The organism is Tritonibacter mobilis (assembly GCF_001681715.1).
Lineage (GTDB): Bacteria > Pseudomonadota > Alphaproteobacteria > Rhodobacterales > Rhodobacteraceae > Epibacterium > Epibacterium mobile.
The window spans coordinates 175,832-195,825 of the sequence record NZ_LNWY01000016.1 but is presented as its reverse complement, the minus strand read 5'-3'; the positions used below and the strand labels follow the sequence as shown (position 1 = coordinate 195,825).

General features: G+C 57.7%; 20 protein-coding genes. 5 read left to right on the top strand and 15 right to left on the bottom strand.

Features of this window, described 5'->3' with window-relative positions; all coding sequences use genetic code 11:
* Positions 1-11: 11 nt before the first annotated feature.
* Positions 12-1,403, bottom strand: a complete 1,392-nt coding sequence (locus UB90_RS16470) for a mechanosensitive ion channel family protein (protein WP_065324194.1) — start codon at positions 1,401-1,403, stop codon at positions 12-14.
* A 284-nt stretch (positions 1,404-1,687) separates the two neighbouring features.
* Between UB90_RS16470 and leuC the strand changes: the two genes are divergently transcribed.
* Both leuC and leuD read left to right on the top strand, forming a co-directional pair.
* The gene (leuC, locus tag UB90_RS16465; RefSeq protein WP_005614254.1) at positions 1,688-3,091 is read left to right on the top strand and encodes a 3-isopropylmalate dehydratase large subunit; all 1,404 of its coding nucleotides are present in this window, start codon (positions 1,688-1,690) and stop codon (positions 3,089-3,091) included.
* Positions 3,092-3,103: 12 nt separating this feature from the next.
* Positions 3,104-3,709 (top strand): 3-isopropylmalate dehydratase small subunit, encoded by a 606-nt coding sequence (gene leuD, locus UB90_RS16460; protein ID WP_065324193.1) that lies wholly within the window; start codon positions 3,104-3,106, stop codon positions 3,707-3,709.
* Positions 3,710-3,853: 144 nt separating this feature from the next.
* Here leuD and pheS read toward each other — a convergent pair whose 3' ends face one another.
* Entirely contained in the window at positions 3,854-4,927 is a 1,074-nt protein-coding gene (gene pheS, locus UB90_RS16455; protein WP_065324192.1) for a phenylalanine--tRNA ligase subunit alpha, read from the bottom strand.
* A gap of 226 nt (positions 4,928-5,153) precedes the next feature.
* Here pheS and UB90_RS16450 point away from each other — a divergent pair, with 226 nt between their 5' ends.
* Positions 5,154-6,137: an adenylate/guanylate cyclase domain-containing protein gene (locus UB90_RS16450; RefSeq protein WP_065324191.1), complete on the top strand. Its 984-nt coding sequence runs from the start codon at positions 5,154-5,156 to the stop codon at positions 6,135-6,137.
* Between the two features lie 129 nt (positions 6,138-6,266).
* Here UB90_RS16450 and rplT read toward each other — a convergent pair whose 3' ends face one another.
* The 4 genes from rplT to pyk form a co-directional block, all read right to left on the bottom strand.
* Positions 6,267-6,632, bottom strand: a complete 366-nt coding sequence (gene rplT, locus UB90_RS16445) for a 50S ribosomal protein L20 (RefSeq protein WP_005614262.1) — start codon at positions 6,630-6,632, stop codon at positions 6,267-6,269.
* A gap of 15 nt (positions 6,633-6,647) precedes the next feature.
* On the bottom strand, positions 6,648-6,848 hold the full coding sequence (gene rpmI / locus UB90_RS16440; RefSeq protein ID WP_009178285.1) for a 50S ribosomal protein L35: 201 nt from the start codon (positions 6,846-6,848) through the stop codon (positions 6,648-6,650).
* A 116-nt stretch (positions 6,849-6,964) separates the two neighbouring features.
* Positions 6,965-7,186, bottom strand: coding sequence for a hypothetical protein (locus UB90_RS16435; RefSeq protein ID WP_065324190.1), 222 nt, complete (start codon positions 7,184-7,186; stop codon positions 6,965-6,967).
* A gap of 37 nt (positions 7,187-7,223) precedes the next feature.
* Positions 7,224-8,669, bottom strand: coding sequence for a pyruvate kinase (gene pyk, locus UB90_RS16430; protein ID WP_065324189.1), 1,446 nt, complete (start codon positions 8,667-8,669; stop codon positions 7,224-7,226).
* A 481-nt stretch (positions 8,670-9,150) separates the two neighbouring features.
* On the opposite strand from pyk, the gene UB90_RS16425 reads away from it, so the two are divergent.
* A complete protein-coding gene (locus tag UB90_RS16425) occupies positions 9,151-10,017 on the top strand; it encodes a DUF2189 domain-containing protein (protein WP_065324188.1) in 867 nt (288 codons plus the stop codon).
* A gap of 54 nt (positions 10,018-10,071) precedes the next feature.
* On the opposite strand, the gene UB90_RS16420 is transcribed toward UB90_RS16425, so the two are convergent.
* Both UB90_RS16420 and UB90_RS16415 read right to left on the bottom strand, forming a co-directional pair.
* On the bottom strand, positions 10,072-11,076 hold the full coding sequence (locus tag UB90_RS16420; RefSeq protein WP_065324187.1) for an NAD(P)H-quinone oxidoreductase: 1,005 nt from the start codon (positions 11,074-11,076) through the stop codon (positions 10,072-10,074).
* A 128-nt stretch (positions 11,077-11,204) separates the two neighbouring features.
* Positions 11,205-11,906 carry a COQ9 family protein gene (locus UB90_RS16415; protein WP_065324186.1) on the bottom strand — a complete coding sequence of 234 codons (702 nt, stop codon included), beginning with the start codon at positions 11,904-11,906 and terminating at the stop codon, positions 11,205-11,207.
* Positions 11,907-12,023: 117 nt separating this feature from the next.
* Between UB90_RS16415 and rpsU the strand changes: the two genes are divergently transcribed.
* Positions 12,024-12,230 (top strand): 30S ribosomal protein S21, encoded by a 207-nt coding sequence (gene rpsU / locus UB90_RS16410; protein WP_005614280.1) that lies wholly within the window; start codon positions 12,024-12,026, stop codon positions 12,228-12,230.
* 106 nt (positions 12,231-12,336) lie between these two features.
* On the opposite strand, the gene uvrC is transcribed toward rpsU, so the two are convergent.
* The 7 genes from uvrC to UB90_RS16375 form a co-directional block, all read right to left on the bottom strand.
* The gene (gene uvrC, locus UB90_RS16405) at positions 12,337-14,217 is read right to left on the bottom strand and encodes an excinuclease ABC subunit UvrC (RefSeq protein WP_404976724.1); all 1,881 of its coding nucleotides are present in this window, start codon (positions 14,215-14,217) and stop codon (positions 12,337-12,339) included.
* A 334-nt stretch (positions 14,218-14,551) separates the two neighbouring features.
* Positions 14,552-15,328, bottom strand: coding sequence for an SDR family oxidoreductase (locus tag UB90_RS16400; RefSeq protein WP_009177705.1), 777 nt, complete (start codon positions 15,326-15,328; stop codon positions 14,552-14,554).
* A 36-nt stretch (positions 15,329-15,364) separates the two neighbouring features.
* Positions 15,365-16,309, bottom strand: coding sequence for a calcium/sodium antiporter (locus UB90_RS16395; RefSeq protein ID WP_005614283.1), 945 nt, complete (start codon positions 16,307-16,309; stop codon positions 15,365-15,367).
* 171 nt (positions 16,310-16,480) lie between these two features.
* Positions 16,481-17,278, bottom strand: coding sequence for a S49 family peptidase (locus tag UB90_RS16390; protein ID WP_065324184.1), 798 nt, complete (start codon positions 17,276-17,278; stop codon positions 16,481-16,483).
* 243 nt (positions 17,279-17,521) lie between these two features.
* Positions 17,522-18,283, bottom strand: coding sequence for an ABC transporter permease (locus UB90_RS16385; RefSeq protein ID WP_005614286.1), 762 nt, complete (start codon positions 18,281-18,283; stop codon positions 17,522-17,524).
* Positions 18,280-19,209: an ABC transporter ATP-binding protein gene (locus tag UB90_RS16380; RefSeq protein ID WP_065324183.1), complete on the bottom strand. Its 930-nt coding sequence runs from the start codon at positions 19,207-19,209 to the stop codon at positions 18,280-18,282. Before UB90_RS16380 ends, UB90_RS16385 begins: the two co-directional genes overlap by 4 nt.
* A gap of 200 nt (positions 19,210-19,409) precedes the next feature.
* Complete coding sequence (locus UB90_RS16375) at positions 19,410-19,955, bottom strand: CoxG family protein (RefSeq protein ID WP_065321062.1); 546 nt, start codon at positions 19,953-19,955, stop codon at positions 19,410-19,412.
* Positions 19,956-19,994 lie beyond the last annotated feature (39 nt).

The window sequence follows — 19,994 nt, the reverse complement described above, 5'->3', positions numbered from 1 at the left end:
TCAATCAAGCTTCAAGCACCGCCGCGCGACTGTGTCACCGTGCCATCAGCGCCCTCAGGACCGCTGCGATCATCCGCCATCTGAACCGCCAGTTTTTCGTTTAATACGCGCAGTTCCCGCTGCGGGAACGGGATTGAGATCCCCTCAGCCTTGAATGCATCCCAAAGCGCCAGAAAGACGTTACCGCGAATGTTAGTAAGGCCCCCTGTCGGATCGGTGATCCAGAACCGCAGAATGTAATCGACGCTGCTGTCACCAAACCCGACGATATGGCACACGGGTTTCATGCCTTCGCGCTCCAGCACCCGGTCGACGGTCATAGTCGCCGCAATCGCCACCTTACGCACCAAGTGCGGGTCATCGTCATAGCTGGTGCCGAAGTTTATATCGAGCCGCACAAACCGGTTGGAATGCGACCAGTTCACCACCTGCGAGGTGATCAGGTCCTCGTTCGGGATCAGATATTCCTTGCCGTCCCGTGTCACCACAGACACATAACGCGCGCCCAGAGCATTGATCCAACCAAAGGTCTCGCCAAGGGAGATCACATCGCCCGGTTTGATAGATCGGTCCATCAAAATGATAATGCCCGACACAAGGTTGGAGACCACCTTTTGCAGGCCAAAACCGATCCCAACGCCGACGGCACCAGATAGAACAGCCAGCCCTGTGAGATCAAAGCCGACCGACCGAATGACGATCACAAAGGCAACCCCATAGAGCAGAACCTGAACGGCCTTGCCTGCCAGCACTTTCATAGATGGGGAGAGATCCTCGTTCCCCTTCAGGCCACGTTCCGCAAGCCCGGAGCCCATCCGCGCCAGCGTCAGCATTGCCGTTGCCAGCACCACGGCTTTTAGCACGACCAACAGCGACAGATGCAGAGAACCGAAATTCAATGCGATGGAATCGAGGATCTGAGCGGTATCGTCCACCAGATTGAACACCGCCAGTGTCGCGTAGATCCACAAAAGCCATGATGCGAGTTTTCGCAATGTCGGATTGGCGATGAACCGCGAGATCAGTGCGATCACCAGCCACGCTGCCGCGAGCTTTGCCACCGCTCCGATCAGGTAACTGCGGGACGGCCATGTGACCTCGCGCATGATCGCGTAAACGGCCCAAGAGAACACCGTAAAGTAGATCAGCGACAACCGCCTGAGCACTTGCACCAGCAAACGCAGACGCCATTTGGGCCAACCCTCACGCGATCTTGCCCATGCTTCCCAACGTCCATGCGTGACCTTGCGCATCACGATGGAGGCCAGCACCAACGCAATGACGATCAGCACCTGATACTGGCGCCAACCGGGGGTTAGCGCCATATCCCAATAGATTTGCGCCTGCGTGATCAGATATTGCAATGTGCCCTGCACCGCCTCGGGCAGAATGTCTTGCTCCATTCCGGTCCTCCTTCGCTCCAGCATGTCCCGCACGGTGGGCCTGAGGCAAGGGGAACTCCGGAACTTGAGTGCTCACAAGCCCGAGAACGAATCTTGATTGTCGGAAGGTGTGGATATATTCCACAAGGCATGACTCACGTATTGGCTCAGACTATTGCCCTTCAGGACCGCGCGCGACTGCGTGAGCGGTTCTTTGGTGCCGCCCGCACGGTTCTTGCGCGCCTATAAGCTGCGCCGCCAGACCAGTTACGCCAGCACATTTACCCACATACGGGAGAGGACCGATGTCCCCCAAAACACTCTACGACAAGATCTGGGACGCGCATGTCGCGCAAGAGGCCGAAGACGGCACCTGTCTGCTTTATATCGACCGCCATCTGGTTCACGAAGTGACCAGCCCGCAGGCGTTTGAAGGCCTGCGCATGTCCGGCCGCAAAGTGCATGCCCCGGACAAGACCATCGCGGTTCCAGATCACAACGTCCCCACCACAGCGGGACGCGAAAACCCAGATCAGATGCCGGAAGACAGCCGTATTCAGGTTGCCGCACTGGACACCAACGCCCGCGAGTTCGGCGTACATTACTACCCGGTCACTGACATCCGTCAGGGCATCGTGCACATCGTCGGCCCTGAAAACGGCTGGACCCTGCCCGGCATGACCGTGGTGTGCGGCGACAGCCACACCGCGACCCACGGCGCGTTCGGCTCGCTTGCCCATGGTATCGGCACCTCCGAGGTGGAACACGTTCTGGCAACGCAGACGCTGATCCAGAAGAAATCCAAAAACATGAAGGTGGAGATTACCGGCAAGCTCTCGCCCGGTGTCACTGCAAAAGACGTGGTTCTTACGATCATTGGCGAAACCGGCACCGGTGGCGGCACTGGCTACGTCATTGAGTATTGCGGTGAAGCGATCCGCAATCTGTCGATGGAAGGTCGGATGACCATCTGTAACATGGCCATCGAGGGCGGCGCACGCGCAGGCCTGATCGCACCGGATGAGACCACCTTTGAGTACGTCAAAGGCCGCCCGCACGCCCCGAAAGGCGCACAGTGGGAAGCAGCCGTGAACTGGTGGAAGACGCTCTACTCCGACGACGACGCCCATTGGGACAAGGTCGTCACGATCCGTGGCGAGGACATTGCCCCGACCGTCACATGGGGCACCAGCCCGGAGGACGCTCTGCCGATCACCGCAACCGTCCCCGCACCAGAGGACTTCACTGGTGGCAAGGTCGAAGCCGCGCGCCGTTCGCTGGATTACATGGGGCTGACGCCGGGCATGAAGCTCTCGGACATCGAGATCGACACCGTCTTCATCGGCTCCTGCACCAATGGTCGGATTGAGGACCTCCGCGCTGCCGCTGAGATCGTCAAAGGCAAGAAGATCAAGGACGGCATGCGCGCCATGGTGGTTCCGGGTTCCGGCCTCGTGCGGGCTCAGGCCGAAGAAGAGGGCCTTGCTGATATCTTCAAGGACGCAGGCTTTGAATGGCGACTGGCCGGCTGCTCCATGTGTCTGGCGATGAACCCCGACCAGCTGAGCGAAGGCGAGCGCTGCGCCTCCACCTCCAACCGTAACTTTGAAGGCCGTCAGGGCTTTAAGGGACGCACGCACCTGGTGTCGCCCGCCATGGCCGCTGCTGCTGCTGTCACCGGCAAACTGACCGACGTTCGCGAGCTCTGAAGGAAGACACCCATGGAAAAGTTCGAAACCTTCACCGGGATCGCGGCGCCAATGCCGCTGGTCAATATCGACACCGATATGATCATCCCAAAGCAGTTCCTGAAAACCATCAAACGCTCCGGCCTTGGCGTGCACGCCTTTGACGAGATGCGCTTTGATCGCGAAGGCAACGAAGTGCCTGACTTCGTGCTGAACAAGCCCGCCTATCGCGAGAGCTCCATTCTGGTGGCAGGCGACAATTTCGGCTGTGGCTCCTCGCGTGAGCATGCGCCTTGGGCGCTGGCGGATTTCGGCATCAAAGTGGTGGTCTCAACGTCCTTTGCCGATATCTTCTTCAACAACTGCTTCAAGAACGGCATGCTGCCGATTGTCCTGCCTCAGGAACAGGTCGACCTGCTGATGTCAGACGCGGAAAAGGGCGAAAATGCCCGCATGACCGTGGATCTCGAGGCGCAGGAGATCACAACCTCGGAGGGCGAAGTCATCAAGTTTGACGTTGACCCCTTCCGCAAGCACTGCCTGCTTAACGGTCTCGACGATATTGGCCTGACGCTTGAGAAAGCGGATGCGATCAAGTCCTACGAGGAGCGCGTGGCACAGGAACGCCCCTGGGTCTGATCCGAAGTGATCTGAAGAATACAAAAAGGCCGCCCTGTTCGGGGCGGCCTTTTTTGACAAGTCATACGCCGGCGAACGCTAGGTCAAAAAAAGCGCGGCACACCAGTCGATGTACCGCGCCAAATATTCGCCAATCAGAAACACTTAGCGGCTAAGGCCACCATGAAGTGTCGGCACGTCCAGACAGCTGAACCCGTAATGACGCAGCCAGCGCAGGTCGCTTTCAAAGAAGGCGCGCAGGTCGGGGATGCCGTATTTCAGCATCGCCAGCCGGTCGATCCCGATCCCAAAGGCAAAGCCCTGATACTTTTCGGGGTCGATCCCGCCCGCAGCGATCACCTTCGGGTGCACCATGCCGGAGCCGAGGATCTCCATCCAGTCGTCACCTTCACCGATTTTCAACTGGCCATTGTCCCAGCTACAGCGGATGTCGACCTCTGCGGATGGCTCGGTGAAGGGGAAGTGCGACGCGCGGAAACGCAGTTCCACCTCGTCCACCTCGAAGAAGCTCTTCACGAACTCCTCAAGCACCCATTTGAGGTTCGCCATGGAGATGTTCTCATCCAGCGCCAACCCTTCGACCTGATGGAACATCGGTGTGTGAGTCTGGTCGTAATCCGCACGATATACACCGCCGGGGCAGATGATGCGCAGCGGCGCGCCCAGCTTCTCCATGGAGCGGATCTGCACAGGGCTGGTATGCGTGCGCAGCACATGCGGCGGACGATTGTCGCCTTCGGCACGGTGCATGTAAAACGTATCCATCTCGGCGCGGGCCGGGTGATGGCCGGGGATATTCAGCGCGTCAAAGTTATACCAATCGGTATCGACGCGGGGGCCTTCCTGAACGGAGAATCCCATTTCGGCAAAGATCGCGGTCAGCTCTTCTGAGGCCTGCGAAATGGGGTGGATCGACCCTTGCCGACGCGGACGTGTTGGCAAGGTCGCATCAAGCCACTCGGAGCGCAGACGCTCATCCAGCGCGGCATCGCCCAAGGCTGCCTTCTTGGCGGCCAGTGCCGAGTTGATTTCATCCTTCAACGCATTAAGCGCGGGGCCGGCCACCTGACGTTCTTCGGGCGTCATTTTGCCCAGCTCGCGCATTTTCAGGGCCACTTCGCCCTTCTTGCCTACCGCAGCGAGGCGCACGGCCTCCAGCGCGTTTTCATCCGTGGCTTCGGCGATCTGGCCGAGGTATTTTGCTTTAAGATCGTCCATGACGGCCCCTCAAGTCTCGCTTTGTTGTCCTGCTACCACACGAGGCGTCGAAAGCAAGCACCCGAGGGTCATGAGCCGCCACATAGACGGATGTTGTCGCCCTCCATCCACGCCCGTGCTCTTGCGGCGCGGCTAATGCCAACACCTGTCACCAGGAATGCGCAAACCCCTTGCATGCGCAGGCGCAAAGGCCCACTTTGGTCTCATACTTACTTGGGCGCCTTTCATGCATGATCGCATCACACGCAAGTTGACTACGATCCTCGCAGCCGATGCTGAACAGTTCAGCACGGCCATGACGGCGGATGAGGTCGGCACCTATGCCGAGCTGCAGTCGGCCCGTGATGTGTTTTTCAAACTGATCGAGCGGCACGGTGGCCGGGTGGCAAATACCGCGGGTGATGGGCTGATCGCAGATTTCCCTTCCGTCGTCGAGGCGGTGCAATGCGCCATAGAGGTGCAGCAGGAGCTTGCTGCCAAGGACAGCGCCCTTTCCTTTCGCATCGGCGTCAATTTGGGTGATGTGATCTGCGATGGCGACGATCTGATTGGTGAAGGTGTGAACCTCGCTGCCCGTTTGCAAACCATGGCAGAGCCCGGCGGGGTTTTGATTTCGCAGCAGGTCTATGACCATGTGAAAAACAAGCTCACCATCGGGTTTGAATATCTGGGGGACCGCCGCCCTCGCAACCTGACCGAGGATATCGCGGTCTATCGCATCTCACTTGGTGCGCCACGTCCCAGCCGCACCAATCATGCGGGCCGCAGTGCGCAGGTGTGGGAAGACCCCGACCCTTTCTCTGGCGCGCCGAAACGGGATTATGCGCTCCCGGATACCCCCGAAGACACAGATGATCGCCCCCTTAAGGGTTTAGACCGGCTGTTTGGGCGGCGCCTTCCCCTAAGTGATGGCAGCAAGAAACTCGCCGTCGTTGCGGCGGGACTGTTTCTGTTAGATATTATATCGGGGCGCGGTATCTGGGCTCATTGGCCGATGCTGGCGCTTGCGATGGTGATCGGCCTTCGGGATGGCCACCGCATTGTGGGTCGATCCGAGTTCCTTGGCATCCCGGTGAAACTCTGCGTGATCGCAGGTTTCCTGTTTCTGGTGAACCTGTTCAGCTGGGAAGGCGCGCTCTGGTCGCTCTGGCCGATTGGCGGAATCGCCGTATTTTCCCTTTTCAAACGACGCCGCTCGCAGGCTGAATAGACCTGCGCTCAACCAACCTGCCACTCAGTTCCATTGCACCGGTCGACTGCAGGATCATTCGTGAATCGTGGCATAAAAAAACCCGCCGGATCGCTCCGACGGGTCCAATTTGTTCGGCTACACCTGAATTCAGGCGGCCAGCGCATCCTGTGCCTGACGCACGATTGCACCGAAAGCTTCGGGCTCGTGTACGGCGAGGTCTGCGAGAACCTTACGGTCCACTTCGATACCGGCCAGGTTCAGGCCGTTGATGAAGCGGGAGTAGGTCAGCGCTTCGTCATGGCTACGGACAGCAGCGTTGATACGCTGAATCCACAGCGCGCGGAAATTGCGCTTGCGGTTCTTACGGTCACGAGTTGCATATTGGTTGGCCTTATCAACGGCCTGACGGGCAACTTTGAAGGTGCTCTTGCGACGGCCGTAGTAACCTTTGGCTGCCTTGATGACCTTCTTGTGACGGGCGTGAGTGACGGTACCACCTTTAACGCGGGACATATCTCAGATCTCCTCTTAGCGGTCGTAGGGCATGAAGCCCTTGACGATCTTTGCGTCCGGTGCGGACAGGGTGGTGGTTCCGCGTGCATCACGGATGAATTTCTTGTGACGTTTGATCATGCCGTGGCGTTTGCCGGCCTGACCAGCCATGACCTTGCCGGTCGCGGTCACTTTAAAGCGCTTCTTAGCGCTCGATTTTGTCTTCATCTTGGGCATTTCCGTCTCCTTATTCGTAGGTTCGCTACACACGCGACTCGGCATGCCACATTGGCCGGTCGCGCGAACAGGGGTGCCCTTTACGTCAGCTAGTTATAAAGGGCAAGAGATTTTGATCAGAGAAAGCGTCCCAGAACCCGGAAAAATACATCCGGCACCTCAGCGAGGCTATACCCTCCGGGGTTGGTGAGCACCGCCCATGCAATGCAGCCCCCCCCGAGCACAAGCAGTGCCGCAGCCATTACCAGGCTGCGGCGGTGGGCATAGGCCGAAAAGAACGCCGGCACACCAAGCCAAGCCAATACCAGCCCAGCCACCAGCAACAGGTCCGTATCCATATTTGCCTTACCCCTTAAATACACAGGGGAAAGCGTATTATTCTGGATCGGTGTTGTAAATCAGGCGTTCATCACAAGGTGCAATTCGCAAAATATTGGTGGTTCCGGGCACATTAAATGGCACACCCGCAGTCACCACAACCTGATCTGTTTCAGAAGCAAAACCGCCCGAACGCGCAGCACGCGCCGCCGAGACCACGGCCCCCTTGAAACGGTCCACCTTGAGGGTGATCACGCAATTGCAGCCCCAGCTGAGACACAGACGGCGCGCGGTTTTCTCCAGCGGTGTCAGGGCCAGAATCGGCACATAGGGGCGTTCGCGCGCGGTCAGCAGCGCAGTGGTGCCCGATTGAGTAAAACAACAGATCGCCTTAATCTCTGTTTTCTCAGCAATTTCGCGTGCAGCGGCCACAATCCCGTCTGCAATCGTGTCCCCCTTAGAGGACCGGGACGCCGCGATGATGTCGCGATATGTCGGGTCCTGCTCCACTTCGGTCGCGACCTTATCCATGGTCTGGACCGCCTCGATCGGGTACTGGCCGGCCGCAGATTCTGCGCTGAGCATGATGGCGTCTGTGCCTTCATAGATTGCAGTGGCCACGTCTGAAACTTCGGCGCGGGTCGGCATTGGGCTCTCGATCATGCTTTCCAGCATCTGAGTCGCCACAATGACGGGCTTCGCCGCTGCCCGGCTCTTGCGCACCAGACGTTTCTGAATTGGCGGCACATGCGATACTGGCAATTCCACCCCAAGGTCACCACGTGCCACCATGATCCCGTCAGAGGCATCTAGGATTTCGGCAAAATTGTCGACCGCAGCGGGTTTCTCGATTTTAGACAGGATCGCGGCACGCCCATCAGCCAGCGCGCGTGCTTCAAAGACATCCTTGGCGCGCTGCACAAAAGAGAGCGCCAGCCAGTCGACACCCAGTTCACACACAAATTCCAGATCGGCACGGTCTTTTTCCGAAAGCGCCGCCAGAGGCAGGATCACGTCAGGAACATTCACCCCCTTGCGATTGGAGATGGTGCCACCGGTGGTCACCACGCAATTGGCGAAATCTTCACCACAATCTTCGACCTTCAGGCGGATTTTGCCGTCATTGACCAGTAGCGACGCCCCCGGCTCCAACGCTTGAAAAATCTCGGGGTGTGGCAGGCACACACGATCAAGATTTCCCTCAGCCGGATCAAGATCGAGGCGAAACTTCGCACCCTCTTCCAATTCTTCGGACCCATTGGTAAAGACACCAACCCGCAGTTTCGGCCCTTGCAAGTCAGCAAGGATGGCGATGGTGGAATCCAGATCAGCTTCAACCTGACGGATGATCTTGTGCTTTGATGCGATTTCTTCGTGGCTGCCGTGCGACATGTTGAGGCGAAATACATCCGCCCCCGCTTCATGCAGCGCGCGAATGGTCTCGTAGGTCTCGGACGCAGGACCGAGCGTGGCCACGATTTTGACATTGCGCGTGCGTTTCATGGGATCTCCATCCTTCGACAGCCGCCTTTAAATACGGCAATTCTTAAATTTGAATTTGCGTGGACTTGCACGGCATCAGTTCGTGACCGCATCTTCCGTTAACGCAAACATTCTTGCTGGTCTTATGGCTCAATTCGCCCTGCGTCGCAACTCTTCTTGGATTTGGCTACCAGCTGATGACAACGCGATGACGCGCATATGACATACCCATTCTATTTGATCGCCAACGCAGCAAGCAACCGCGTTTCCGAGCGAAGTCTACGACTGCACCTGATGACCTCAGCAGAAATTGATCCCGCCCCGGCAGCGATCCTGCTACACTGAAACGCAGACATGCCGCGCACAGGCCCAATCGTGGGAACCTCCCACCGGGACCGACCGAGAGCCGCCGCGTCATGTCCGCGCCTTCTTGGCCCGGTCCCGGCTTAGATCCTGCCTGTCCACGCGGCACGCCCCAGCGCGCCACAGGAGGAGCCAAGCCATGTCAGACACCGCCCCCAAAACCATCGGCAACCCAGCCAGTTGGGTTCTGCAATCGATGCAATCCGCCAGTCATGGCACCGCCGATGCAATCGACGAGATCCGCGGCGCATCGCACAGTCGCCCACGTGTTCGAAGCCTCGACATGGCGGATCTTACGCATGCCCTTCGGGCAGGTTGGGACGATTTCAAAGCCGCGCGCTCTGACGCAATGTTTCTGGTGTTCATCTACCCGCTGATCGGCCTTGCGATGGTCGTCAGCGGGTTTCACCTTGAGGTGTTACCGCTTCTGGTTCCGATGGTGATGGGCTTTGCACTCGTTGGCCCCGCCGCCGCCATTGGCCTCTATGAGATGTCGCGCCGCCGCGAAGCAGGGCAACCCATGGGCTGGGCGTCAGCCTTCGCGGTGATACGATCCCCCGCTTTTGCGTCGGTCCTGATGCTCGCCTTCTATCTCGCGGCACTCTTCGTGATCTGGATCATGGTTGCCGAAGCAATTTATGGCGCCACGCTCGGACCAGAGAGCCCTGCTACGCTGAGTGCCTTCGTGCGCGATGTGTTCTACACTTCATCGGGTTGGACTATGATTATTGTTGGCACGCTGGTTGGGGCCGCCTTTGCATATGCGGCGCTCGCCATCAGCATCGTATCCTTCCCACTCCTGCTCGACCGCCATGTCGGACTTCCGATTGCCGTGGCGACCTCGCTTGAGGTGATGCGCAAAAATCGTGTGGTTTGCCTTGCGTGGGGTGCCTTAGTGGGCCTGATGTTGGTGATCGGCTCAGTGCCTCTGTTTGCGGGCCTGATCTTCGTGGTGCCGCTGCTTGGACACGCAACATGGCATCTGTATCGCCGCGCGGTGATGTGAGCGCCGCGCAATGACATGCGGCGCTCGGATTGGGTCGGGGCTGAATGACTGGGCTTAGCTGTCGCCAGCCACCTCAAGCACGATCTTCCCGATGTGGGTGGAGCCCTCCATCCGGGCGTGCGCAATGGCCGCCTCCGCCAGCGGGAAGGTTGAATCCATCACCGGGCGTAGCTTGCCCGCAGCAATCAATGGCCACACTGCCTCAAGCAGATCACGCGCAATGCGGGCCTTGGCCAAATCGCTTTGCGGGCGTAGCGTCGAACCGGTTACCGTCAATCGCCGCGCCATGATCTGGGCAAAGTTGAGCTCTGCCTTCGGCCCTTGCAGAAAGGCGATGTGAACCAGTCGTCCGTCCTCGGCCAGCGCTTTGATATTGCGGGGGATGTAATCGCCGCCCACCATATCGAGGATGAGGTTCGCGCCTCCATCGGCTTTCATGATCTCGACAAAATCTTCGTCGCGATAGTTGATCGCCACATCGGCGCCCAACCCAACGCAAGCTGCACATTTATCATCCGACCCCGCGGTGGCGTAGACCCGCGCGCCAAGGGCCGAGGCCAGCTGAATTGCCGTGGTTCCAATGCCCGATGATCCGCCATGCACCAAAAAGCGCTCACCAGCAGCAAGTCCCCCACGCGTCACCACGTTGGACCAGACAGTAAAACAGGTCTCTGGCAGACAGGCCGCTTCTTTCAGGCTCACGCCTTCTGGGAGCGGCAGACAATGTGCAGCCGGAGTGGCCACATATTCTGCATATCCCCCGCCAGGCAGGAGCGCGCACACTTGATCTCCAATGGACCGGCCCGCGACGCCTGCACCGATGGCGACGATCTCGCCAGATGCCTCAAGCCCCGGCAAATCGCTTGCGCCTTTGGGCGGCGCATAAGCCCCGGCACGTTGCAGCGCATCGGGGCGATTGACACCGGCATAGGCAACACGGATCACCACCTGCCCATGCGCGGCTTCGGGGACTGGCCGCTCCACCATTTTCAGAACGTTTGGAGCGCCAAACTCTGAGATCTCGACGGCACGCATGGTTTGCGGAAGTTCTAAAGTCATCGGTGCGGTCCTCTCCCCTGCATCTCCGTTCGAGAGGTATCACCCGCGACGCCTCTGGCCAAGCCATGCCACATTGGCAACGCCCCGCGAATGGACGGGCGCAGGATATCTCAACCGTCGACGCGGGGCTATCGCCAGCGACCGGGCAGATCATCCCGCTGGCTTGGGGCTCGAACATGGCTCAACAACCAATTTGGTCCTGCCAGCAGCGGCTTCAGCAATGGGTTCTTATTTACGCTGGCCTTAAGGCTCTCAAACTGCATGACATTGTCGATGCGACGATCCAGAAAATCCCAAGTCGCTTGGTGCTCGGGACTGTCATCGCCAAGCCAGAATAGCACAGTAGAGGAATAGACCCCCGAAAGCGTTGCTCGTTTGGTGTACCAGTTTGCATCCTCTGACGTGTCACCAAGCGCATTCCAGATCGCATCCGCCGTTCCCCAGATCAGTTTGGTGCCCTCAGCGGCGTTTTGCGGCAGCGCAAAGAGTGTCGCGCCGCGACGCACTGCTTCTTTGTCGCCAACCGCTTCCAGACGATACCGCACCGCAGCCGCAACCCGGTCACGAAACCGCAAACTCGACAGATCCGCATCCTTCAGCCGTTCCAGCATCAGCGCATCACCGCGTTTGTGATAGGCGACCGCCAGATCCAGCGCACGACGCGGAAATAGCGCCTCGGCAAGGGTGGGATCGACCTCCGAATCAGCAACAGCCGCATCCCAGGTCGCCCTGGTCCAGCCGTCGAATGCCACATGCATCAGCGCCGCATCCAGCAGCTTTGCCTGCAAATCCGCGCCCTGACCGGTGGAATTTCCTTGGTTTTCTGCCATGATGCCCGTGCTCCTTTGTGTCGGCGGCTCCAGTACTAGACAATTTAGGACTGTCTTGCTATACGGCCACTTCCTGCAAATCCTTGCAACTCAACTTAGAAAGGTGGTGAAAACCACATGCAGGTTAGTGTTCGCGACAACAACGTCGATCAGGCGCTCCGCGCCCTGAAGAAGAAGCTGCAGCGCGAAGGCGTCTTCCGCGAAATGAAGCTCAAGCAACATTTCGAGAAGCCCTCCGAGAAAAAAGCGCGCGAGAAAGCTGAAGCTATCCGCCGTGCCCGCAAGCTGGCACGCAAAAAAGCACAGCGCGAAGGTCTCCTCTAAGACCCCTCGCTCGTCTCCAGTCGCTTCTGGATACTGTTTAAGAATAAAACCCCCGCAGCCCATGGCCGTGGGGGTTTCATTTTGTGCGACACGTGTGCATTTCCGCTCAACGCACCTGAAAATAGTTATAGATGGTTTCCGCCAACGCGTCCGACACGCCATCAACCGCTTTCAGATCCGACAGGTTCGCCCGGCTTACGGCCTTGGCACTGCCAAAATGCGTCAGCAATGCCTTCTTGCGCCGTGCGCCTACACCGGGGATTTCATCCAACGGATTTGCGACCAGAGACTTTGCCCGCTTGGCTCGATGAGTTCCGATTGCAAAGCGGTGTGCCTCGTCCCGCATGCGCTGAATGAAGTAGAGCACCGGATCATTTCGTTGCAACGCAAACGCATTCTCGCCGGGACGGTAAAACTCTTCCTTGCCGTGATCCCGGTCCACGCCTTTGGCCACGCCGATCATCGGGATGTCCTGCACACCGTGTTCTTCCATGATTTCCGCAACAGCAGAAACCTGCCCCGCGCCCCCATCGATCAGCAATAGATCCGGCCACATGCCCTTTTGACGGTCAGGATCTTCTTTCAGCAGACGCGAGAAACGACGGTTCAACACCGCCTTCATCATGCCAAAGTCATCCCCCGCGATGGTCTCGCCATCCTTGATGTTGAACTTGCGGTAGGCGTTCTTCATGAACCCCTCCGGTCCCATGACAATCATTCCGCCTACGGCATTGGTGCCCTGAATGTGAGAGTTGTCGTAGACCTCGATCCGGTTCGGCGGTCCTTCCAGACCAAAGGCATCCGCAATGCCGCGCAACAGCTTCGCCTGTGTCGCGCTTTCAGCCATCCGGCGCGCAAGGCTTTCGCGGGCGTTGCGCACGGCAGAGGCCACAAGCTCGGTCTTCTCCCCTCTTTGGGGGATCAGGATTTCAACCTTCCGCCCGGCCTTATCACCCAAAGCAGCGGCCATCAGATCCGCGTTTTCAATATCATCGGACAAGATCAACTGACGCGGCACATCCTTGTTGTCATAGAACTGGCCGATAAAGGCCTCCATGACCTCTGCCGCAGACATGTCATCCGCCACACGCGGATAAAAATCCTGATTGCCCCAGTTCTGATTGGCGCGAATAAAGAACACCTGCACGCAAGCCAGCCCGTTTTCCAAATGCAGGCCAATGATATCCGCCTCCGCAACCCCACGCGGATTGATACCCTGAGCCGACTGCACCTGAGTAAGCGCCTTGATCCGATCCCTGAGGGCCGCCGCGCGTTCGTATTCCATCGCCTCAGAGGCGGCCATCATCTGCGCGCCCAGTTCCTCTTGAATCTTGGTGGAGCGCCCCGCGAGGAACCGCTCTGCATCGCGCACGCTGTCGGAATAGTCGTCGTGTGAGATCAGCCCCACACAGGGCCCCGAACAGCGTTTGATCTGGTACTGGAGACAGGGCCGCGTGCGGTTCTCAAACATCGTGTCCGAGCAGTTACGCAGCAAAAACGCCTTTTGCAGCTGGTTCAACGTTCTATTCACCGCGCTGGCACTTGCGAAAGGCCCAAAATAGCTGCCCTTCTCCTTGCGGGCCCCGCGGTGTTTTTTCAGCTGCGGGTAGGCATGGTTCTTCCCGACAAGAATGTTGGGAAAACTCTTATCATCACGCAGCAGCACATTGTACTTGGGCTTCAGCTGTTTGATCAGGTTTTGTTCAAGCAGCAACGCCTCAGTCTCCGTCCGTGTGGTCAGAAACATCATGCGGGTGGTTTGCGAGATCATTTTTTCGATACGCGGCGTGTGGCCCGGGCGCGTGTAATTCGACACCCGCGCCCGCAGGTTGCGTGCCTTACCCACATAGAGAACACGGCTCTCATGATCGAGCATGCGATAAACGCCGGGCGAGGAGTCGAGCGTCTTCAGATAGTCCTGAATTACACCGTAGCCGGTGCGCGGCGTCTCGGATTGGCCGGGCGATTCTGCGCTGGGATCACTCATGTTCTCTGACATATGATTCTGAGGGGTTTGCTGCAATCTTCAGACGGGGATTTCAAGCTGTGATGAATCCACCATTCTTGTGGATAACTGTACGGGTAACTTTGGGCTTGTTGGAATTTTACCTTTATATATCGCGACTTCGCAGATTTGCCTAAAAATTAGGCGATGCCGCAAATGGCTGATTTTTCTTACATTTTCTCCGCACCCACTCCAAATCATTGAAAACAATGAGGTTTTTGTAACGCTCATGTGAAGGGTCTGTGACGGGTGCATAAGTCGTGGCTCACGTTGCACTTTTGTACTTTGACGACGCCTATTTTGACCGTCGCCAACGCTACTCTGGAAGAAGGGTATCAGGCGTTTGCCATGCCATATGTTGACCGCCATCCACGCAAATCAGCTGCCCGGTGATAGCGGGAGAGGCGACCAGATAGCGCAGAGCCGCAGTGATGTCATTTTCCCCTGCTCCACGCTGCAACGGCGTCGATGCACGTTGAGCTGAAAAGTCAGATGCGCTCTGGCGTGGCCCTTGAAGCGTCGGTCCTGGACCAATCGCGTTGACCCGGATTTTAGGAGCTAGGGCCTGCGCCGCCGTCTGCGTCAGTGTCCAAAGCGCGGATTTTGCTAAGGTATAACTCATGAAATCCGGGGTGAGCTTTTGGACCCGTTGATCAACCATGTTCACCGCGACAGCCGCAGCGAGCGGCTCGCCGGAATTGTCCCTCAGATCTGGCAGAGACTGTGCAGCCAGCGCCTGTAGCAACACGACCGGCGCGCGAAGATTGCTCTGCAGGTGTCGATCCCAACTTTGTCGGGTCACGGTCCCCAATGCGTCCGGCTCAAAGATGGAAGCGTTGTTCACCAGACATGTGATATGCCCGCCAAGAGCCTCTGCCGCACGCGGCAGCAATGTCTCGGTCTCCTCATCTTGCAGCAAATCTGCCCGAAGCGCCACGGCATTGCGTCCAAGGCGACGGATCTGGGCCACCACCTCCTCGGCGTCCCGTTCGGAGGATGCATAGTGGACGGCCACATCATAGCCGTCCTGAGCCAATGCCAATGCCATCGCTCGACCCAGGCGCTTGCCCGCGCCGGTCACCAATGCCCGCATCTCTGTCCCCTTTATCTTTGTGTCTTGCACAAAGACTTAGAGCAGTGACCACACGTAGACCACATAAAGAGCCGTCAATGCGATGCCCCAAATGCGCGTAATGTCCTGACGGAAGAACACGAAGGGAATAATCAGCAGCGATGCCGCCAGCATCACCCACAGATCGAAATGCAGGAACGCCGGATCAACTGTGATAGGCCCGATAAAGGTGGTGATGCCAATGATCGCCAGAAGGTTGAACATGTTCGACCCGATCACATTGCCCAGCGCCACATCCGCTTGTCGACGCATGGCCGCAACCAATGTCGTTGCGAGCTCAGGCAGCGAGGTGCCGAGTGCCACAAGTGTGAGACCAATCACGGTCTCCGAGAGGCCATACATACGTGCAATGATGGTCGCGTTCTCCACCAGAAGTTCGGCCCCCAGAGGCAGACCGATGAGACCCAGCACCAAATAGATCCCGATACGCCAATACGGCATATTCGGATCTGCTTCGTCGATGTCTTCCAGCTCGTCCTCTTCCCCCGCTGCGCGGTGCGCCTTGGCCTCGCGAAAGGCCGTAAACAGCACGCCAAACAGCGCAAGCAGCAGGATCAGACCGGACACCCACGTAAAGGTTCCGACAAAGGCGAGTGCAATGAACAATACGGAAGCCGCAACCATGAAGATGTAGTTCTTCCGGCTGTCACATTCACTGGTGTGCAGCGCGCGCAGCAAAGCAGGCAGGCCCAGAACCAACAGAATATTTGCAGTATTGGACCCGACAACATTGCCCAGCGCGATGCCATCGGCATTTTCATGCACCGCTTGTATTGCGATCAACAGCTCGGGCGCGGAGGTGCCAAAGGCCACGATGGTCAGGCTTACGATCAGCGCAGGAATACCCACCCGCAGACTGAGGTTCACAGCGCCGCGCACCAGCGCGTCACCGGCCAGTAACAGGATCACCAGGCCAAGGGCAGAAAACAGCCAGGGCATCATGTTTTTGGACCTCCTCGTCCACAGTCACAGGCGCCTCTGCCAATTTTGAAACGTCCACAGGACGGGCAGCGGGCCGAATTGAGTTTCTTTTGTCCCGGAAAACGCAAACGTCCAAACATGGCGAGGACAGCCATGGCCACCAGAAACAGAGAGACGATCTTTAGGATCACGTCACAGGCCAAAACGCGCAAACTGCGCGCGCTCCTCCACCGCAGCCAGCGCGTCTTCAGCCATCGACAGGCCAAAACGGCTTAAAAACGGCTTCTTCACGCCATAGCGGCGCAGGCGGACTTTCTTTCCAAATCTCTCTTGCAGCACCGGCTTCAGATGCCCGATCCCATCTATGAGCCCCAGTCCAATAGCCCGGCGTGCCAGCCAAACCTCACCGGTAAAGAGTTTCTCATCACTCGTGAGCTTGGTGCCGCGCCGCTCAGTTACATGCTCAATAAAATTGGCATGTATATCGTTCAAAAGCACCTTCAGGCGTGCAACATCGCCTTCGTTTTCCGGGCGGAACGGATCGAGCATGCTCTTGCTTTCACCGGCCGTATGTACACGGCGCTCAAGCCCCTGCCGCGCCAAAAAGATATGCGCACCAAAACCGGAGGAGATAACCCCGATAGAGCCAACGACCGAGCTAGCATCGGCAAAAATCTCGTCTGCCGCTGCCGCAAGCCAATATCCGCCAGAAGCCGCAACATCCTCGACAAACGCAAAAACAGGAACGTCGTGTTCTTCGGCAAGGCGGCGAATACGGGCACCGATCAGGGCGCTTTGCACCGGGCTTCCACCAGGAGAATTAATCTCTATCGCGACAGCTTGTGGCTTGCCTTTTTTGAAGGCGCGCTCCAGCACAGGAGCAAGCGTTGTGTCGTTCAGACTTCCGCGACCTGCCATGCCAATGGCTCCTGACAGGCGCACTACCGCCACAAGAGGCGGGCGTTTTTTGAAGGGCAATCGAACACTCATGGCGCCGATGTAGAATGCCCACCCCCCGGAAACAAGGTATCGGCATAGAGGAATTGTTGCGATGTTACGTTTGCAGCCCTCCGGAGGGTAAAAATGCAACGTAATCCTCGTTCAATTCAAGTCACAACATCTGCGTCCTGATGCAACCGCGCCGCCCCCTCAATGAGGGGGCGGCGCTCGACCCAACGGGCAGGGCGGCATTTACAATGCAGTTCTGCCGGGCGGGAGATCACCCGGCAATCCTTACGAGCGCAGCCGCCAGCCAGTCCGGAATATCCAGCCGATAACCGCTAGGCACAGACCCGTGAACACCGCAATCGCCAACAAGCTAAACCCGACCGGCACATCCGAAACACCAAAGAAAGACCAGCGGAACCCTGAAATCAAATAGACGACAGGATTAAACAGGGTGATTGTCTGCCAGATTGGCGGCAACATCGAAATCGAGTAAAACGACCCCCCGAGAAAAATCAGCGGCGTGATGATCAGAAGCGGCACCAGCTGCAACTGCTCAAAGTTCTTCGCCCAGATCCCGATGATAAACCCCAAGAGCGCGAAGCTGATACAGGTCAGCACCAAAAACAGCAGCATCGCGAGTGGATGCGCAATGGTGATGTCAACGAACAGATGCGCTGTCGCAAGAATGACCACCCCGATAAACAACGCTTTGGTCGCGGCTGCGCCCACATACCCCAGCACGATTTCCAAAAAATTCACCGGAGCCGACAGCAACTCGTAAACTGTGCCGATAAACTTTGGAAAATAGATCCCGAAAGACGCGTTAGAGATACCCTGCGTGATCACACTGAGCATGATGAGCCCCGGCACGATAAACGCCCCATAAGACACGCCCTCTACCTGATCTATGCGGCTGCCAATGGCGGCCCCAAACACCACAAAGTAGAGCGAGGTCGATAAGACCGGTGACAGAAAACTCTGTGCAAGGGTGCGAAAAAAGCGCGCCATTTCAAATTTGTATATGGCAGATACGGCCGTCCAGTTCATGCATCTTCTCCCGAAACAAGGCCGACAAAAATGTCCTCAAGGCTTGATTGCCGCGTCGACACATCCGAAAGCACCAGTCCCGCAGCCGCCACATCGTTCAGCAGCGTGGTGATCCCGGTGCGCTCGGCCTTCACGTCATAGGTATAGATCAGGGAGTGCCCGTCCTCGCCCAGACGCAACTCATGCTGATCCAAAGCCTCGGGTACAGTCGCAACCGGATCGATAAGGAACACCTGCAATTCCTTTTTGCCCATACGCGCCATCAGATCGGATTTTTCTTCCACCAGCAGGATCTCTCCCCCAGCAATAACGCCAACGCGGTCGGCCATTGCCTCCGCTTCTTCAATGTAATGAGTGGTGAGGATGATGGTGACACCGCTTTCCCGCAGCTCACGCACCACGTCCCACATATCTTTGCGCAATTCCACGTCGACACCCGCAGTAGGCTCATCGAGGAACAGCACACGCGGCTCATGGCTCAGCGCTTTGGCGATAAGCACACGGCGCTTCATACCACCAGACAGTTCCTTGATTTGACTAGAGCGCTTGTCCCAGAGCGAGAGTTTCTTGAGGATGTCGTCAATTAGCGCGTCATTTCTCGGTTTACCAAACAGTCCGCGCGAGAACCGGACCGAATTCATCACCGTTTCAAACGGTTCCAAATTAATCTCCTGCGGCACCAAACCAATCATCGCCCGCGCCGCGCGATACTCCCGTTCGATACAGTGCCCCCCCACGGTGACAGAGCCGGAGGTCGCGGTGGTAATCCCGCAGATTGTTGAAATAAGGGTCGTTTTCCCAGCGCCATTGGGACCAAGAAGTGCGAGAATCTCGCCTTCAGCAATCTCAAGGTTAACGCCTTTCAACGCCTCAAACCCGCCTGCATAAGATTTACGCAGGTCAGTTATGGACAGGATGGTGCTCATGCGGCCTCCACTTCGGATCGTGCTCGAATACGGGCAATCAAAGCGCGAACCATTTTGTTCACGCTTTGTATTACTGGTAACGCTCACGTGAGCAAACCACCACCCCCATCGCCGCGCATTCCACTGTGCATTGACGCAGCCTTGAACTCAATGCGGCGCGACCTTCTGCATAAACGAACGCGCACAAAGAGATCGCGGATCTAGGCGCTTTCGTCCGGGGTTCCGCCCAACAATTTTCTGAACCAACCCTTTGGCTTAGCATCGCCAGCGTCGGCATCCGGTGCCTCGGCTTCACCCTCTGGTGGTTCTGGCGCAAGTGCATCTTGGAGGTTCGTAAAGAACTGATCTGCCATCTTCTTGGCAAAACCGTCGATAATCCGACTGCCAAGCTGCGCCAGTTTCCCACCAACTTTGGCCTCAACATCATAAGAAAGCAGAGTGCCGGTATCACTCGGTGTCAGCGTCACCTCTGCGCCGCCTTTGGCAAAACCAGCGGCGCCCCCTTTCCCCTCGCCAGTAATGGTCAGCGTCTCACCCGGCACCATATCAGAAAGCGTCACCTTGCCTGTAAAGGTCGCTTTTACCGGGCCGACCTTCTGGGTCACTTTCGCCTCAAATCCCTCTTCCGGTGAGCCGGTGACTTCTTGCGCGCCGGGAACGCAGGCCTTCAACACTTCAGGATTGAGCAGGGCCGCGTAAACACTCGCCGGATCTGCCGCAATTTCTTTTTGATCACTCATCTGCATGGCGTAACTCCCTTTGCTCTGCACCTGCGGGCCAAACGG

Coding starts and splice junctions, on each gene's coding strand:
- UB90_RS16470 (WP_065324194.1), bottom strand. CDS start 1,403: ATGGAGCAAGACATTCTGCCCGAGGCGGTGCAGGGCACATTGCAATAT.
- leuC (WP_005614254.1), top strand. CDS start 1,688: ATGTCCCCCAAAACACTCTACGACAAGATCTGGGACGCGCATGTCGCG.
- leuD (WP_065324193.1), top strand. CDS start 3,104: ATGGAAAAGTTCGAAACCTTCACCGGGATCGCGGCGCCAATGCCGCTG.
- pheS (WP_065324192.1), bottom strand. CDS start 4,927: ATGGACGATCTTAAAGCAAAATACCTCGGCCAGATCGCCGAAGCCACG.
- UB90_RS16450 (WP_065324191.1), top strand. CDS start 5,154: ATGCATGATCGCATCACACGCAAGTTGACTACGATCCTCGCAGCCGAT.
- rplT (WP_005614262.1), bottom strand. CDS start 6,632: ATGTCCCGCGTTAAAGGTGGTACCGTCACTCACGCCCGTCACAAGAAG.
- rpmI (WP_009178285.1), bottom strand. CDS start 6,848: ATGCCCAAGATGAAGACAAAATCGAGCGCTAAGAAGCGCTTTAAAGTG.
- UB90_RS16435 (WP_065324190.1), bottom strand. CDS start 7,186: ATGGATACGGACCTGTTGCTGGTGGCTGGGCTGGTATTGGCTTGGCTT.
- pyk (WP_065324189.1), bottom strand. CDS start 8,669: ATGAAACGCACGCGCAATGTCAAAATCGTGGCCACGCTCGGTCCTGCG.
- UB90_RS16425 (WP_065324188.1), top strand. CDS start 9,151: ATGTCAGACACCGCCCCCAAAACCATCGGCAACCCAGCCAGTTGGGTT.
- UB90_RS16420 (WP_065324187.1), bottom strand. CDS start 11,076: ATGACTTTAGAACTTCCGCAAACCATGCGTGCCGTCGAGATCTCAGAG.
- UB90_RS16415 (WP_065324186.1), bottom strand. CDS start 11,906: ATGGCAGAAAACCAAGGAAATTCCACCGGTCAGGGCGCGGATTTGCAG.
- rpsU (WP_005614280.1), top strand. CDS start 12,024: ATGCAGGTTAGTGTTCGCGACAACAACGTCGATCAGGCGCTCCGCGCC.
- uvrC (WP_404976724.1), bottom strand. CDS start 14,217: ATGAGTGATCCCAGCGCAGAATCGCCCGGCCAATCCGAGACGCCGCGC.
- UB90_RS16400 (WP_009177705.1), bottom strand. CDS start 15,328: ATGCGGGCATTGGTGACCGGCGCGGGCAAGCGCCTGGGTCGAGCGATG.
- UB90_RS16395 (WP_005614283.1), bottom strand. CDS start 16,309: ATGATGCCCTGGCTGTTTTCTGCCCTTGGCCTGGTGATCCTGTTACTG.
- UB90_RS16390 (WP_065324184.1), bottom strand. CDS start 17,278: ATGAGTGTTCGATTGCCCTTCAAAAAACGCCCGCCTCTTGTGGCGGTA.
- UB90_RS16385 (WP_005614286.1), bottom strand. CDS start 18,283: ATGAACTGGACGGCCGTATCTGCCATATACAAATTTGAAATGGCGCGC.
- UB90_RS16380 (WP_065324183.1), bottom strand. CDS start 19,209: ATGAGCACCATCCTGTCCATAACTGACCTGCGTAAATCTTATGCAGGC.
- UB90_RS16375 (WP_065321062.1), bottom strand. CDS start 19,955: ATGCAGATGAGTGATCAAAAAGAAATTGCGGCAGATCCGGCGAGTGTT.